This window comes from Ferranicluibacter rubi, assembly GCF_011603255.1.
GTDB lineage: Bacteria > Pseudomonadota > Alphaproteobacteria > Rhizobiales > Rhizobiaceae > Ferranicluibacter > Ferranicluibacter rubi.
The window spans coordinates 33,681-49,769 of record NZ_JAANCM010000007.1; the positions used below are offsets into that span (position 1 = coordinate 33,681).

The 16,089-nt window shown below is 61.1% G+C and carries 15 protein-coding genes; 13 read left to right on the plus strand and 2 right to left on the minus strand.

Going from position 1 to position 16,089, the window contains the following annotated elements:
• The first annotated feature begins 170 nt into the window (after positions 1-170).
• Entirely contained in the window at positions 171-497 is a 327-nt protein-coding gene (locus tag G8E10_RS14510; RefSeq protein WP_181425265.1) for a hypothetical protein, read from the plus strand.
• 3 nt (positions 498-500) lie between these two features.
• Here the strand turns inward: G8E10_RS14510 and G8E10_RS14515 are convergent, their stop codons facing one another.
• On the minus strand, positions 501-974 hold the full coding sequence (locus tag G8E10_RS14515) for an RNase H family protein (protein WP_245420216.1): 474 nt from the start codon (positions 972-974) through the stop codon (positions 501-503).
• 802 nt (positions 975-1,776) lie between these two features.
• Between G8E10_RS14515 and G8E10_RS14520 the strand changes: the two genes are divergently transcribed.
• Both G8E10_RS14520 and G8E10_RS14525 read left to right on the plus strand, forming a co-directional pair.
• Entirely contained in the window at positions 1,777-2,016 is a 240-nt protein-coding gene (locus G8E10_RS14520; RefSeq protein ID WP_012653071.1) for a type II toxin-antitoxin system VapB family antitoxin, read from the plus strand.
• Complete coding sequence (locus G8E10_RS14525) at positions 2,016-2,450, plus strand: type II toxin-antitoxin system VapC family toxin (RefSeq protein WP_110802778.1); 435 nt, start codon at positions 2,016-2,018, stop codon at positions 2,448-2,450. Before G8E10_RS14520 ends, G8E10_RS14525 begins: the two co-directional genes overlap by 1 nt.
• Before the next feature lie 467 nt (positions 2,451-2,917).
• Here the strand turns inward: G8E10_RS14525 and G8E10_RS26005 are convergent, their stop codons facing one another.
• A complete protein-coding gene (locus G8E10_RS26005; RefSeq protein WP_210206311.1) occupies positions 2,918-3,145 on the minus strand; it encodes a hypothetical protein in 228 nt (75 codons plus the stop codon).
• A 463-nt stretch (positions 3,146-3,608) separates the two neighbouring features.
• Between G8E10_RS26005 and G8E10_RS14535 the strand changes: the two genes are divergently transcribed.
• From G8E10_RS14535 to iolD, 10 genes are all read left to right on the plus strand, one after another.
• Positions 3,609-4,637, plus strand: coding sequence for a LacI family DNA-binding transcriptional regulator (locus G8E10_RS14535; RefSeq protein ID WP_167129968.1), 1,029 nt, complete (start codon positions 3,609-3,611; stop codon positions 4,635-4,637).
• A 247-nt stretch (positions 4,638-4,884) separates the two neighbouring features.
• Complete coding sequence (locus tag G8E10_RS14540) at positions 4,885-5,826, plus strand: sugar ABC transporter substrate-binding protein (RefSeq protein ID WP_110802780.1); 942 nt, start codon at positions 4,885-4,887, stop codon at positions 5,824-5,826.
• Positions 5,827-5,890: 64 nt separating this feature from the next.
• Entirely contained in the window at positions 5,891-7,429 is a 1,539-nt protein-coding gene (locus G8E10_RS14545; RefSeq protein WP_110802781.1) for a sugar ABC transporter ATP-binding protein, read from the plus strand.
• 28 nt (positions 7,430-7,457) lie between these two features.
• Positions 7,458-8,477, plus strand: a complete 1,020-nt coding sequence (locus G8E10_RS14550; RefSeq protein WP_110802782.1) for an ABC transporter permease — start codon at positions 7,458-7,460, stop codon at positions 8,475-8,477.
• A gap of 82 nt (positions 8,478-8,559) precedes the next feature.
• A complete protein-coding gene (locus G8E10_RS14555; protein ID WP_167129874.1) occupies positions 8,560-9,498 on the plus strand; it encodes a sugar ABC transporter substrate-binding protein in 939 nt (312 codons plus the stop codon).
• A gap of 28 nt (positions 9,499-9,526) precedes the next feature.
• Positions 9,527-10,429 (plus strand): sugar phosphate isomerase/epimerase family protein, encoded by a 903-nt coding sequence (locus tag G8E10_RS14560; protein WP_110802784.1) that lies wholly within the window; start codon positions 9,527-9,529, stop codon positions 10,427-10,429.
• Between the two features lies 1 nt (position 10,430).
• Positions 10,431-11,441: a Gfo/Idh/MocA family protein gene (locus G8E10_RS14565; protein WP_110802785.1), complete on the plus strand. Its 1,011-nt coding sequence runs from the start codon at positions 10,431-10,433 to the stop codon at positions 11,439-11,441.
• Between the two features lie 8 nt (positions 11,442-11,449).
• Positions 11,450-12,235, plus strand: coding sequence for a TIM barrel protein (locus tag G8E10_RS14570; RefSeq protein ID WP_167129875.1), 786 nt, complete (start codon positions 11,450-11,452; stop codon positions 12,233-12,235).
• A gap of 77 nt (positions 12,236-12,312) precedes the next feature.
• Positions 12,313-14,250: a bifunctional 5-dehydro-2-deoxygluconokinase/5-dehydro-2-deoxyphosphogluconate aldolase gene (locus tag G8E10_RS14575; protein WP_167129876.1), complete on the plus strand. Its 1,938-nt coding sequence runs from the start codon at positions 12,313-12,315 to the stop codon at positions 14,248-14,250.
• 1 nt (position 14,251) lies between these two features.
• Entirely contained in the window at positions 14,252-16,087 is a 1,836-nt protein-coding gene (gene iolD, locus G8E10_RS14580) for a 3D-(3,5/4)-trihydroxycyclohexane-1,2-dione acylhydrolase (decyclizing) (RefSeq protein WP_167129877.1), read from the plus strand.
• Positions 16,088-16,089: the final 2 nt, after the last annotated feature.

Below are 16,089 nucleotides of genomic sequence, written 5' to 3' on the forward strand. Positions count from 1 at the left end.
TCACGGGCGTCTGCCGTGCGGACAGCCTTGGCTGCATACGGCGCTTCTGACGGAAAGTTTATCTCGGACAGAGATAGCTTAGCGATCCGGCATCCCCATCTTCAGAGCAATTCGACGTCCTTTCCGCTACCTATCGGTGATCGGGACAGCAAGCCACAGAGGAGAATGTCATGAGCGCTGCGCTCGGACCATACGTGCAGATGGTCAAACTCGCCCAACAGATGGCGTTGATGTACCAGGCGGACAGGAACCTCGATCTGGGTTTGCTGGTGTCGCATTACGTCGAAGAGGTCGAGGTGAACGTGCGGTCGGACACATTCGATCATCTGGGCTTCATCGACAGGATACGGGGCGAGCTGTCGAGCGAAGCGGGACAGGCGGGAGATGGCAGACGTGGAGAATATCTGCGGATGGTCGTCGCGGCGCTTCACGCATGCGCTGGGTCTCTACCGAGTGCTCCGGATGCTCAACCCTTCGGCGCAGAAAAGAGGATGTGACGTCTAGCCGATGGTGACGTTCGTTGCCATTGCCGCCGTCCGCGCCATTGCATCGGCCAGTTCATTGCCTGGAATGTCATCGTGTCCGCGACACCATGCAATGCGAATGCGAGGGTTGGCGGTGAGCTGACGGTCAAGCTCCTGCCATAAGGCGACGTCCTGTATGACACGATTTCGCTTCTTTGGATTTGCCTCGATACGGCGCCAACCGTTGTTTCTCCAGATAGCCCTGGAGATCTGACACCCTTTCACCGTCTGGCTCGAGTCCGTCCAGATGGTGGCGGAGGTGTCGGCATGTTCGTTTGCGATCCACGCCGCTGCTTTCAAAACAGCCAAAAGCTCGAAAGTGTTGTTCGACATCCCGGTCGCAAACCCAAGCGCCCGATGGATCTCCTGCCCGTGCTGGAAAACCACGAACGCCCACCCACCGGTCGAAGACTTCGGGCGGAAGGAACCGTCCGCGTAAACGTCTAACAAGTCCGCCTCCAAAACATCCTGGATCTTGATATGTCGTGGCTCTCATCGCAATGATGAGACCATCAGCCGACTGTTGATGTACCGCTTGGGACCGTCTCCACTCAAATCTTACTTTTCCCGAAATGTATGCCAGCAATGTGCATGATGGTTGCACAATATGATCCGTCGGCATGCCCCGTGCCTCACGATAGGAGTGATTGTCTCAGGTTTTATGATCCATAATCCAACGAGTGATCGATTGCGACTGGGGTGATGAACGATGGCGTAATCGACTTATGCCGAGATCGGCCAAAGGCCATGGAAAATCGACAAAATCCTTTATATTTAAGTACGATAGGAAATTAAAATATCGGCCGATATGACTGTTGAGGAAGCCCTACCCGCGTCGCGCCGGCGCGTATCGAGCATCCCAATGGCGAGCTGCTGGACCTTTCGCTTGAGATTGTCGCCAAGGCCGAACGACTTGGCCGGGCTTTCCATTCCGGAACCGGCAGCCCAACTGGCTGCACCGTCAGGATCATGAACACCGACTACAGTAGCCATCTGCCGTTAACGCGGATTGGAACCGCAGCTTTCCAGGTCGGGCCAGCCATTTTTTGAAACTTTCAGATGGTCCCTCGACCCCGCTTGTGCGGGAGCTCGTGCTTAATGAAGATATATTCAGAACGTTCTTTGAAGTTGCGCAGCTAGAACGCTGCAAGGCTACGCAAGGGGTAAAGCAACTTTTCTATGGAAAAATCTGGAGGCCATTGCGAGCATATCCTTTCGAGCATATTATAATTTCCTCGAAAGGATATGCATCATGCCGCTCTACATCAAAGATCCGGAAGTTGATACGCTCACTGAAGAGCTGATCCGCTTGACCAAGACATCTAAGGTTGATGCCGTGAAAACTGCCCTCCGGCGCGAGATCGCCAGCCGCAAGGGCAGCTTGCCCATGCGCGAGCGCTTGGCCAAGTCCCTCGCGATGGCGCGGGACGCCGGTCCCTTTGCGCCGGGGGACCACAAACGCGAAACTGACGAAATGTGGGGCGAAGACTGATGCTATTCGTGGACGCTTCCGTGGCCGTCGCAATCCTTGCCGGCGAAGAGGACGCCGGCGAGCTGATGCAGCGGCTCGAACAGCACGGTGGCCCCTTTTACGTGTCGGCCGTGGTTCGCTTGGAAGCCTCGCTTTCGCTGACGCGGCGCATGGCACAGGCGACAGGCCGCGACCGTCCTGCTACGCCTGACATGCTCGCTAAGGCGCGAAGGATGGTCGATCAGTTCTTCGCGGACCTTGAAGCCAAAGAGGCTATGATCTCGGGAGATGTGGGGACCAAGGCGCTTGACGCTGCACAGCAGTTTGGGAAGATCGTCAATCACTCGGCAAAACTGAATATGGGCGATTGCTTCACTTATGCCTGCGCCAGGGCTTACCGCACGAAGATCGCTTACAAGGGCAACGACTTTGCCGAAACCGATCTAGGCTGGTGACCGTCAATAGCAACGCGCGAGGTAGTCATGTCCGAAGACGTATCGCAAATTCTCTACACATGCTCCCCATGCCGCCGCGCCGAAGGCGATGGCTGCTATCAAGACATTGCATATTGCTCCGGAAGGTCTTTTGATGGGCGGCTGCAGAGCGGCAGCTTACCGCCTAGTCGTCGCCACAACCGGACCGTCCTGACACGGCCTGATACCAGCCATTCCAAGGAGCGACTTTTTTGTCACAACAAGAAGATGACTAATACCGGCATGGCTACTGGACGACGGGGTCGTTGGTTCGAACCTTTTCAAGGCGAGGCAAAAGGCCGCTTGGCAATGGCGTCGATCTGAGTTTTGATCTGTGTTCAGCTGTGGATTTGCGACATGAACTCGACCATGCACCGGACAACCAAGCCATCCCTTTGGCGCGTGTACCAGTTGATCCGATAAAGATCAGCCTAAATCGGGTGGGGTTGTCAAAGACGACCTGCGTGGGAGGTGATGCGGGCCAGGATCTTTTCCAGGCTGGGCCTGGCGTAATAATAGAGCGCCGACGTCCGCTCGTATGCGCGCTCGTAAAGTCTGAACGTCTCTGGGTCGGAAAGGCTGAAAGCGGGATTGCTGCCTATGTTCTGAACGTCAGCCTTCGGGAAACGTCGGTCCTTGTGCGCGAGATAGGCTGCCGTACCGATGAAGTCTTGCACTTCCGGCTGGTCCAGTAGGCAGTAGACGTCGTAATAATGCCGAAGGAAATTGGCGGGGAACTGGCCATTACTGCTGCTTGCGATATTCAGTGGAGATGGTCTGGAGCTTCTCGACCAGCGTGTAGCCGGGCTCGTAGCAGGGAACGGCAAGTGCGCGATTATCGATCAGCTCGACGCGCGATGCCGCGCAATCATAGGCCCAGGAGCTGATATCCTTGTTGATATTGGAAGCCATCGTGTCAAAGCCGGCTTCGAGCAACACGCCGTCCTTGAGATCCGATTTCGTGCCGGTCGTCTCGGGGTAGTAGAGGCGGATGCCGCCGCTGCGATACGTCTCGTTGTCAAATTCGGTATCGCGCTCGAGCGAGGCAGATATGAAAATTGGTTGATGAATTCAACAATGATTGGATTGATCGCAGAGGGGCTGTCATTCTGCTACTCATTCGATCATCCGAGATATTTCATGAAACGTCCTACCATCGCCGATGTTGCTCAGGCGGCCAGCTTGAGTGTCGCCACAGTCGATCGGGTCTTGAATGGTCGCCTTCCTGTTCGCGAGGAGACCGCGCGTAAGGTCTACGAAGCGGCGGAGAAGCTGGGCTTTCACGGCGCTAAAATTATCCGTCAGCGCATGATGGCTGATTTGCCGTCTTATCGGTTCGGCATTATTCTGCGGAAGGAGCGACAGCCTTTCTATCAGGCTTTCGCCGAACAGTTGAATGCGGCGGCCGCGGCCGTGAAGGATCGCCATGTCAGCGTGACGATCGCTTACGCGATTTCAGGCGAGCCGAGCGAACTGTCGGAACTGATGCTCGGCATGGCCGGCAGGGTTTCGGCCATCGCGGTGACCGGGCCGGATCATTATGATGTGACGGCCGCAGTTTCGACGCTGAAGGCTAAGGGCATTCCGACGTTTGCCCTCTTGACCGATCTAGCGCAAGGCGTGCGGGAGGCCTATCTCGGAACCAACAATATGAAGGTCGGCCGAAGTGCGGCTTGGATGATCTCCAAACTGTCGCCTTCGCCGGGAAAGGTGGTCCTGTTTCTCGGCGGCCACCGGTTTCACGGACATTCGCTCCGTGAGATGGGTTTTCGCGCTTACATGCGCGAGTTCGCACCGCAGTTTCAGGTTCTCGATGCCCATATCAATCTCGAAACCCGGCGGCTGACCTATGAACTCCTCATGGATACGCTGTCGCACCATCCCGATCTCGTCGGCGTCTACTGCATGGGCGGTGGTATGGAGGGTGCTATCGAGGCGCTTAAGGAGAGCAGGCGCTCGGAGAAGATCGCCTGCCTCGTCAACGAACTCACGCCGGAATCCCGGCAGGCCCTGCTCGAGCGCCGAATCTCGGGCGTTTTCCAGACGCCGCTGGTCGAACTCTGTGCCGACCTGATTGCGACAATGGTGCACACGATCGAGCACGGCATGGCGGAAAGTCCCGGGCAGCGCTTCTTTCCGGCCCTTCTGTGGGTTCCTGAAAGTCTATGAGGGAATGATAGAAAAACGTCAGCATCGCGAGAACGTTTCTATCAGGAATGACGGCTCGACCCTCTCATGACGTGTTGACCCGTCGGGCCGACTGCGGAATTGTCCCCCTGCGGTGACGAGGTAGGAGCTCACCGCTTACGCAACAAGATCCTTGTTTCCCGTCACTGGTTCGCCAGCGGCATCGGACACGCATGCCCATAAACAGCCGCGTAACGGCGGCAACACGAATAAAGTGGAGGAGAACCCGATGAAGAAATATTTCCTGGCGACAGCGCTCGCAACGATGCTCGCGACAACGGCCTCGGCCGAGACCATCGGCGTCTCGATGGCGCTGTTCGACGACAACTTCCTGACCGTTCTTCGCAACGGCATGACGGACTACTCGAAGGATCTGAAGGACGTCACGCTGCAGATCGAGGACGCGCAGAACGATGTCGGCAAGCAGCTGAGCCAAGTGCAGAATTTCGTGGCGTCCGGTGTCGATGCGATCATCGTCAACCCGGTCGATACCGATGCGACCGTCGCGCTCTCGCAGGCGGCGGCGGCTGCCGGCATCCCGCTGGTCTATGTCAACCGGCAGCCGGTAAATGTGGACGACCTTCCCGAGAAGCAGGCCTTCGTGGCATCCGATGAAAAGGAGTCGGGCACGCTCGAAACGAAGGAAGTCTGCCGCATGCTGAAGGCTGCCGGCAAGACCGAGGCGAAAGCCGTCGTGATGATGGGCGAACTCTCCAACCAGGCAGCGCGTATGCGCACCCAGGATATCAAGGATGTCCTTGCCACGCCGGAGTGCAGCTTCATCAAGGTCGTCGAGGAGCAAACTGCCAACTGGTCGCGTACGCAGGGCGCCGACCTGATGACCAACTGGCTGTCCGCCGGCGTTCAGTTCGACGCCGTTATTGCCAACAATGACGAGATGGCGATCGGCGCCATTCAGTCCTTGAAGTCGTCCGGGCGCGCGATGGACGATGTCATCGTCGCCGGTATCGACGCGACCCAGGATGCTCTGGCGTCCATGGCCGCAGGCGAGCTGGATGTCTCCGTCTTCCAGAACGCCGCTGGCCAAGGCCGCGGTGCCGTTGATGCCGCGCTGAAGATCGCACGCGGCGAGCCGGTTGAGAAGAAGGGTTACGTCCCCTTCGAGCTCGTGACGCCTTCGAACCTCAAGGACTATCAGGCCAAGAACTAACCTTCTTCGCGACAAAGGGGGAGGCGGGAACGCCTTTCCCGATCCCACCATGGAGGGTTTGCATATGGTCAGTCCGCGAACTGCCGAAGCCATCAAGCACGTCATCGAAGAGACGGAGCGCCACGGTCTCCTTTCCATCGAGGGTATCCGCAAGGAGTTCCCGGGTGTCGTCGCGCTCGATAACGTTCAGCTGCGCGTTCGCCGCGGCACCGTGCACGCCCTCATGGGGGAAAACGGTGCCGGAAAATCGACCCTGATGAAGATCATCGCTGGTATCTACCAGCCGGATGCCGGCGAAATCCGCCTTCGCGGGGAAGTCGTTACATTGAAGTCGCCGCTCGATGCGCTCGAGCAGGGCATCGCGATGATCCATCAGGAGCTGGCCCTGATGAACTGGATGACGGTCGCCGAAAACATCTGGATCCGGCGGGAACCGAAAAACCGCTTCGGCCTCATCGATCACGGCCGGATGGCGGAGATGACGGCCGATCTTTTCGACCGTCTGCGCATCAAGCTCGATCCGCGCGCGCAGGTGTCGGAGCTGACCGTCGCCCAGAAGCAGATGGTCGAGATCGCCCGTGCCGTGAGCTATGACAGCTCCATCCTCATCATGGACGAGCCGACATCCGCCCTGACCGATCGCGAGGTCGAAGGCCTGTTCTCGATCATCCGCGACCTGCGCGAACGCGGGATCGGCATCGTCTACATCACCCATAAGATGAACGAGCTTTTCGAGATCGCCGACGAGTTCACCGTATTCCGCGACGGGAAATATGTCGGCTCCCATCTGTCGACGGACGTCGACCGCGACGACATCATCCGCATGATGGTTGGGCGCGATATCACCGACATGTTTCCGAAGATCGAGTGCCCGATTGGCGAGGTCATCCTCGAGGTTCGAAATCTTACGATTCCCGGCGTCTTCCACGACATCTCGTTCTCGCTCCGGCGCGGGGAGATCCTCGGGCTTGCAGGGCTTGTGGGGTCGAAACGGTCGAACGTCGCCGAAGCGATCTTCGGGGTCACGCCTGCCACATCCGGCGAGATCCTGGTCAACGGCACGGCGGTGACCATCGGGAGCCCGAGCGCTGCCATGGCGCAGGGCTTTGCCTTCCTCACCGAGGATCGCAAGGAGACGGGCTGCTTCCTGAGCCTCAATTGCCTGGAAAACATACAGTCGGCGCTGATCACGCGGTCGCACGTCAAAGGCGGTTTCGTCGATCAGTCCACCGTGACCAAGCTTGCCGAGGACATGGCCCGCCAATTGAGGGTGAAGACCCCGAACCTCTACGAGACTGTCGAGAACCTCTCGGGCGGCAACCAGCAGAAGCTGCTGATTGCCCGCTGGCTCCTGACCAAGCCGCGCATTCTCATCCTCGACGAACCGACGCGCGGCATCGACGTCGGCGCCAAGTCGGAAATCCATCGGCTCATCACCGGTCTCGCGGCGGAGGGGGTCGCGGTGCTGATGATTTCGTCAGAACTGCCGGAAGTGCTGGGGATGAGCGACCGCATCGTCGTCATGCATGAAGGTCGCGTGTCCGGTGTTCTCGACCGCGCCGAAGCCACTCAAGTCAAGATCATGGACCTCGCTGCGCGCTAGTCGTGCACCGCGGGAGGAGACAGCGAACATGAACACCATCACGCAACCCGTTCCGAAGCTGCAGCAGACGCGACGGCGCGTTCCGCCGGAATTGACGATCCTTCTGGTGCTCGTCGGCATCTCGCTGACGTTTGAAATTCTCGGCTGGATCCTGCAGGGGCAGAGCTTCCTCGGCAACACGCAGCGGCTTTCCATCATGATCCTGCAGGTCTCGGTCATCGGCATCATCGCGATCGGCGTCACGCAGGTCATCATCTCCGACGGCATTGACCTCAGCTCCGGATCGATCGTCGGGGCAACGGCGATGATTTCCATGAGCCTTGCCCAGGTCGGCACATTCGAGCGGGCGGTCTATCCCGGACTGACGGATCTTCCGGTCATCGTGCCGGTTCTCGCCGGGCTTCTGGTCGGCGTCGTCTGCGGCGCGATCAACGGGCTCCTCATCGCTTACTCGCGCATTCCGCCGTTCATCGCGACGCTGGGTATGATGGTCACCGCACGGGGCTTTGCGAAGTGGTACACCAAAGGTCAACCGATCAGCTTTCCCACAGACAGCTTTGCCGCGATCGGCAAGGGGCTTGCTCCCGTCCTGATTTTCCTCATCGTCGCCGCCATCATGCATGTGGTCCTGCGCTACACCCGTTACGGCAAGTTCACCTATGCGATTGGCGCAAACAAGCAGGCGGCCCGCGTCTCCGGCATCGATGTCGAGCGTCACACGGTCAAGGTCTATGCAGTGGCAGGCCTTCTCTCGGCTCTGGCCGGCATCGTCGTCGCCTCGCGCGGCCTGACCGCTCAGGCCGGGATGGGCACGAGCTACGAGCTCGACGCCATCGCCATGGCCGTCATCGGCGGTGTCTCCCTGTCGGGCGGTCGCGGCTCCATCCTCGGGACCATGATCGGCATGGTCATCTTCGGGGTCATCATTTCCGGGTTCACGTTCCTCCGGCTCGATGCCTATTACCAGGAAATGCTCAAGGGCATCATCATCGTCGCCGCCGTCGTGGCCGACGTCTACCGACAGCGAAAGCGCGTGAAGACGGCCTGAAACCCAGGCACGTCTTCCAAGGGGGCCGGCCTCCCAGCGTCCAACATCACCACCAAACGACCTTCAATTAGCGAGACCTCCGATGAGACAGCTCCTGATCACGACCGCACTTTGCCTTTTTACAGCACCTGGCCTTCTTGCATCGCCGGCATTCGCCGAGACGAAGGTTGCGGTGTCCATGACGTCCTTCGACAATCCGTTCCTGACGATCCTGCTGAACGGCATTCGCGCCGGCGCAGCGAAAGATACGACCATCGAGCTTCTCACCGAAGACGCCCAGCTCGATCCGGCCAAGCAACTGAGCCAAGTCGAGAACTTCATCGCCAACGGCGTCGACGCCATCATCGTCAATGCCGTCGATGGAGACGCGACGGCCGCGATTACGCAGGCGGCGCGAAACGCCAAAATCCCGCTCGTCTACGTCAACCATCCGCCGGCCGAGCTCGATAACGGCCTGCCGGATGGCACCGCTTTCGTCGGCTCCAACGAGCTTGATTCCGGGACCATGGAAGCAGAGGCAGCCTGCAAGCTGATGGGCGGCAAAGGTCGCGCCGTCATCCTGATGGGCCCTCTGGAGAACCATGCTGCGTTGACCCGTACTAAGGATGTCGAGGCCGTGTTCGCGCGGCCCAACTGCAAGATCGAGATCATCGAGAAGCAGACGGCCAACTGGAACCGGACCCAGGCACAGGATCTCACCGCGTCCTGGCTGACCGCAGGCGTGCAGTTCGATGCCGTCATCGCCAATAATGACGAGATGGCCATCGGTGCCGCCCAGGCTCTGAAGTCCGCCGGCGTCGACATGAAGAGCATCGTGATCGCCGGCATCGATGCCACACCGGACGGCCTTGCCGCCATGACCTCGGGCGGCCTCGACCTGACGGTCTTCCAGAATGCGACCAGACAGGGGGAGGTCGCGGTCGAGACGGCCGTCGCGATGGCCTTGGGCAAACCGACCGAGAAGGCCCTCTGGGTGCCCTTCGAACTCGTCACGCCGGACACCATGGCGGCCTACAAGTGAAACGACAGCGGCCCTGGAGAAGAAGCCCATGAAACACACCCTCGACCCACACATGTTCCGGCACCTGTCGCTGGAGGACACCTGCCGCAAGGTTGCCGATCTCGGCTACGATTACGTCGAACTGTCCCCGCGTCCGGATTTTCTCTCCTGGTGGACGAGGCCGAAAGTCTATCCGGAGCGCGTCGCCAGCTTCAAGAAGGCGCTGAAGGATCATGGCGTCGGCCTCGCCACGCTCCAGCCGATGTATCGCTGGGCGAGCCCCTATAAGGATGAATGGGACAATGCGATCGACAACTGGAAGCGTGTCATCGAGATCGCGGTCGAGATGGATGGCCCGATGCTCGTCTCGGAGTTCGGCCGTGGCGGATCGCCGGAGCGCAGCCTGAACGATCGTTCGGGCCTCCATCGTCCCGAAACCTGCGAAGCCCAGTTCTTCCGCGCCATGGATATTCTCGTGCCGCTCCTCGAGAAGGAGGGCCTCGTCCTGTCGCTGGAAGCGCACCCGGAAGACTGGATCGAGCAGATCGCGCCGGCCGTCGACATCATCAAGACGATCAACTCGCCGTCTGTCAAAGCGTCGTTCATCGCGCCGCACACGTTCTTCTACGGTCCCGACATGGTCGCCAATCTCCGCGCGACGGAGGGGCATCTGGTGCATGTCCGGCTGGCCGACACCTACGACCACAACAAGTCGTCGGAGCTCCGCTACATCGTCAACCCTCCCGGCTCCAAAGTGCGCGTCCATCAGCACACCGACTTCGGCCAGGGCGAGATCGATTTCGATACGTTCTTCGCGACGCTCGCAGACATGAAATTCGACGGTGTCCTCTCGAACTGCGTGTTCGCCTGGGAAGACCGCGTCGATGACAGCGCGCGCTTCATGCTCAACGAAACCCGGCGCTATGTCGCCAAATACTGGAATGAGGTCTGAAATGACTGTGAGAATTGGCGTTATCGGCACAGGCGCCATCGGGCGCGATCATGCGCGCCGCATCAACCATGTCCTCGGCGGCGCGAAGATCGTCGCTCTGAGCGACGTCAACCGGGCCTCGGCAGAAGCGGTCAAGGCAGACGTCGCACCGGATGCCGCCATCTTCGAGACGGGCGAGGCGCTGATCGCGTCGCCGGATGTCGATGCCGTTCTCGTGACCTCCTGGGGCGCGACACACGAGCAATATGTTCTCGCAGCGATCGCTGCCGGCAAGCCGTGCTTCTGCGAGAAGCCGCTGGCCACCACGGCGGACGGCGGCAAGCGCATCGTCGATGCGGAGGTTGCCCATGGAAAACGCCTCGTGCAGGTCGGCTTCATGCGCCGCTACGATGCGGGCTACGTCGCCCTGAAGAAGGTGGTCGACAGCCAGATCGGCGCGCCGATCATGGTGCATGCCGCCCACCGCAACCCCGCCGTTCCCGAGCAATACGTCACCCCGATGGCGATCCACGACACGATGATCCACGAGATCGACGTGCTGCGCTGGCTGCTCGACGACGACTACGTCTCCGCCCGCGTTCTCTTTCCGCGGGCCTCCGCCCGCAGCCATGCCAAGTTGCGCGATCCCCAGATCGTCATTCTCGAAACCGCCAAGGGCACGATCATCGACGTCGAGATCTTCGTGAACTGCCACTACGGCTACGACATCCAGTGCCAGGTCGTCGGCGAGGACGGGATCGCGAACCTGCCCGATCCCATGGCGATCCCCATGCGGCTTGGTGCGCGCCAGCAAAGCGAGATCCTGACCGACTGGAAGGACCGCTTCATCGCCAGCTACGACGTCGAACTGCAGGACTTCATCCATGCAGCCGCCAGGGGCACCGCCTCCGGCCCGAGTTCCTGGGACGGCTATGTCGCCGCGATCACGTCGGATGCCTGCGTCAGTGCGCAGGATGCCGAAGGGGCAGCCGTCGCCATCAACCTTCCCGCCCGTCCGGCGCTTTATAACTGAGGTCTCCCATGCGTTTTGCCATCAACCACATCACGGCCCCGAACCTGTCTCTTGAGGACTTCTTTTCCGCAGCCCGCCGTCTCGGCCTGACGGAGGTCGAGATCCGCAACGACATTCCGGATGTCGTCAACACGATGGATCCCGCCGACGTCAAGGCGGCGGCGGAAAAGGCCGGCGTCGAGATCGTTTCGATCAACGCGCTCTACCCGTTCAACGTCTGGTCGGGGGACCTGCCGGCTAAGGCTTTAGCCCTTGCCGACTACGCTGCGGCAAGCGGTGCAAAGGCGTTGGTCATGTGCCCGCTGAACGACGGGACAAAGGTTTTGTTCGATGATCTCGTGGCGGCCCTCTCAGCCATGAAGCCGATCCTTCAGGAGCGCGGTCTGACAGGCCTCGTCGAGCCTCTGGGGTTCCCGATCTCCTCCCTGAGAACGAAGGCGGAAGCCCTGCGCGCCATCGACGCAGCAGGTGGCGGCGATGTCTACAGACTGGTGCACGACACCTTCCATCATCACCTTGCCGGCGAAACCGAGCTCTTTCCGAGCCGCACGGGCCTCGTCCACATCTCGGGCGTGGTCGATCCGGCGGTTGCCGTGGATGAGATGCTCGACGCGCACCGCGTGCTGGTGGATGGCGCAGACCGTCTGGAGAACGTGGCCCAGATCAAGGCGCTGATCGCCGCCGGTTTCGATGGGGTCTTCAGCTTTGAGCCCTTCGCCGAAGAGGTCCACGCGCTTGATGATCCGGAAACGGCCGTCCGCGACAGCATCACCTACGTGTCGGCTCAACTCTGATGCCTGGAAATCCCGTGTCTGCGTTTCCGCGCAGGCATGGTCCAACCTTGGAACCACGGCTCATGCCGGAGGATGAAATGAACAAGTCACTGGATGTCATCACGATCGGTCGATCATCCGTCGATCTCTACGGTGCACAGATCGGGGGACGTCTGGAGGATATGGGGTCCTTCCGCAAATATATCGGCGGCTCGCCGACCAATATGGCTGCGGGAACGGCCCGGCTCGGCCTCCGGTCCGCCCTGATCACGCGGGTCGGCGACGAGCATATGGGGCGCTTCATCCGCGAGGAACTGGCGCGCGAAGGTGTCGATGTCACGGGCGTGAAGACCGATCGCGAGCGGCTGACGGCGCTCGTGCTTCTCGCCATCCGCGACGAGGAGACATTTCCACTGATCTTCTATCGCGAGAACTGTGCCGACATGGCCCTGTGCGAAGATGACATTGACGAAGCCCTGATTGCGCGCGCGCGCTCCGTCGTTGCCACCGGCACCCATCTGAGCCACCCCGACACCGAAAAGGCCGTTCTGAAGGCGCTGACGCTTGCCCGCAAGCATGGGGCCCGAACCGCGCTCGATATCGATTACCGTCCCAACCTCTGGGGCCTTGCCGGCCATGGCGACGGCGAAAGCCGGTTCGTCGAAAGCGCGGCCGTCACATCCAAGCTGCAATCGACACTGCATCTCTTCGACCTTATCGTGGGGACGGAAGAGGAATTCCACATCGCGGGCGGCTCCACAGAAACGATCGCGGCGTTGCGTGCGGTGCGCGCCGTCTCGCGCGCGACGCTCGTCTGCAAACGCGGTGCGGCAGGGGCCGTCGCCTTCACGGGCGATATTCCCGACGATCTCGACGGCGGAGAGACCGGCCCGGGCTATCCCATCGAGGTTTTTAACGTGCTGGGCGCCGGCGACGGGTTCATGTCCGGCCTCATCAAGGGCTGGCTTGAAGATGCCGCATGGCCGCGTGCCCTTCAATATGCCAATGCCTGCGGCGCCTTTGCCGTCAGCCGCCACGGCTGTACGCCGGCCTATCCCTCGCTGGCAGAGCTTACGTTCTTTCTCGAGCGAGGGGTGAAGACCAAGGCTCTGCGTCAGGATCTGGAACTTGAGCAGATCCACTGGGCGACCAACCGCCACGCGGACTGGTCGACGATGCGTGTCTTCGCCTTCGATCACCGTATGCAGCTGGAAGCCATGCCGGGGGCCACGCCCGACAAGATCGGCCGGTTCAAGGCGCTCTGCCTTCAAGCGGCGCTCGACGTGCAGGACGGTCGGTCGGGATACGGCATTCTCTGCGACAACCGTCTCGGCAAGCGCGCTCTGCATGCGGCATCCGGCACCGGCCTCTGGATCGGCCGCCCGGTGGAATGGCCGGGATCGCGTCCGCTGACGCTCGAGCCGGAGATCGGTCCCGACTCCGGCGGCCTCGACGAGTGGCCGCTCGACAATGTCGTCAAGGTGCTGTGCTTTTGCCATCCGGACGATGCCCCCGATCTCAGGGATGGGCAGGAGGAAACGGTCAGGCGACTTTTTGCGGCCGCGCGGCGCAACCGGCTGGAGTTTCTGCTGGAGATCATTCCGTCGAAGGTCGGCCCGGTCGATGACGACACGAACGCCACGCTGATCCGCCGCTTCTACGAGATCGGCATCTATCCCGACTGGTGGAAGCTCGAGCCGATGGCGAGCCGCGTTGCCTGGGAGAAGGCCTGCACCGCCATCACCGACAACGATCCGAACACACGCGGCATCGTCGTCCTTGGGCTTGATGCGCCGGAGGACGAACTGGCGGCCAGCTTCAAGATCGCCGCCGGCTTCCCGCTGGTGAAGGGCTTTGCTGTGGGCCGAACGATCTTCGCCAACGCTGCCCGAGAATGGCTCGCTGGAGACATCACGGATGCGGACGCCGTGCAGGATATGCAGGCGCGCTATCGCCGCCTCTGCGTCCTCTGGGAGACGGCGCGGGCGGTGGCGCAGGACAACGAAGCGACGGTTCCGTCGCAGGGAGGAATTTGACATGACCGACACCATTCGCCTGACCGCGGCCCAAGCGATGTTTCGCTGGCTTTCCGTGCAGATGACCGAGGATGGGGATCGCTTTATCGAAGGGGTCTGGGCGATCTTCGGCCACGGCAACGTCGCCGGTATCGGCGAGGCTCTGCATGGCATCGGCGCGAAGCTGCCGACATGGCGCGGACAGAACGAGCAGACGATGGCGCATGCGGCCATCGCCTATGCCAAGACGAAGCGCCGCCGGAAAGCCATGGCGGTCACGTCGTCCATCGGCCCCGGCTCGACCAATCTCGTGACGGCCGCAGCGCTCGCCCATGTGAACCGCCTGCCGGTCCTCTTCATCCCTGGAGACGTCTTTGCCAATCGCCGGCCGGATCCGGTTCTCCAGCAGATCGAGGATTTCGACGACGGCACGATGAGCGTCACCGACTGCTTCCGTCCGGTCAGCCGCTATTTTGACCGGATTACCCGGCCCGAGCATCTTCTGACCGCACTGCCGCGCGCCCTTCAGGTGATGACGGACCCGGCCACCTGCGGTCCCGTCACGCTCGCCTTCTGCCAGGATGTTCAGGCGGAGGCCTACGACTATCCTCTGTCCTTCTTCGACACGAAGACATGGCGCATCCGGCGACCGGAGCCCGACATGCGGGAGGTTGAGGATGTGGTGGCGGCGCTGAAGGGGGCCGAGAACCCCTTGATCATTGCTGGCGGCGGCGTGCTCTATTCGGGTGCTGATGCAGACCTTTTCGCCTTTGCCCGAAAGCACAACATCCCCGTCGTCGAGACGCAGGCGGGCAAAGGGGCGATCGACTGGCAGGAGCGCCTCAACTTCGGGTCTCCGGGGGTAACGGGCACGGATTGCGGCAATGCGATTGCGGCGAAGGCCGACCTCATTCTGGGTGTCGGAACGCGCTTCCAGGACTTCACGACGGGAAGCTGGACGATTTTCGGCAAGGCGGACCGCAAGCTCGTGTCCATCAACCTCACCGGCTACGACGCGGCCAAGCATGGGGCAATTCCGCTGGTCTCCGACGCGAAGGTTGCGCTGGAGCGGATTTCGAAGGGTCTCGGCGAGCACCGCTTTGCCGATCCGGATTTCGCAGGGCGTGACGCTTGGTTCAAGGCGACGGACCAGGTGACGGCGGCACCGGAGCCCGCGAGCGCCAATGTCCTGCCTTCGGATGCTCAGGTCATCGGGGCGGTGCAGCGCGTGGCCGGGCCACAGACGGTTGCCATGTGCGCGGCCGGCACCATGCCGGGAGCGTTGCAGATCCTCTGGCGGTCCGCAGCGGGCGGCTACCATATGGAATACGGCTTCTCCTGCATGGGCTACGAGGTCGCGGGCGCATTCGGCATCAAGCTTGCAGCGCCGGAAAAGGAGGTCGTCTGCTTCGTCGGCGACGGCTCCTACATGATGGCGAATTCCGAACTGGCCACCGCCGTCATGATGCGCGTCCCCTTCACGATCGTGCTCACCGACAATCGCGGTTACGGCTGCATCAACCGGCTTCAGCAGGAGTGCGGCGGTGCCGAGTTCAACAATATGTACAAGGACAGCAACATCGAGGTGCAGCCCGAGATCGACTTCGTGGCGCATGCCGGCTCGATGGGCGCACATGCGGTCAAGGTCGATGGCATCGCTGCCCTTGAAAGCGAGATCGTTCTGGCGCGGGATCGCCAGATCCCCACCGTGATCGTCATCGATACGGAAGCGGAAACCGGTCCGGGTATCGGCGGCGCCTGGTGGGATGTCGCCGTTCCCGCGGTCGGCGATACCGACAAGCTCGCCCAGGCCCGCGCGCATTACGAGGCCAACACCGCGCGCCAGCGCATCAACTGACA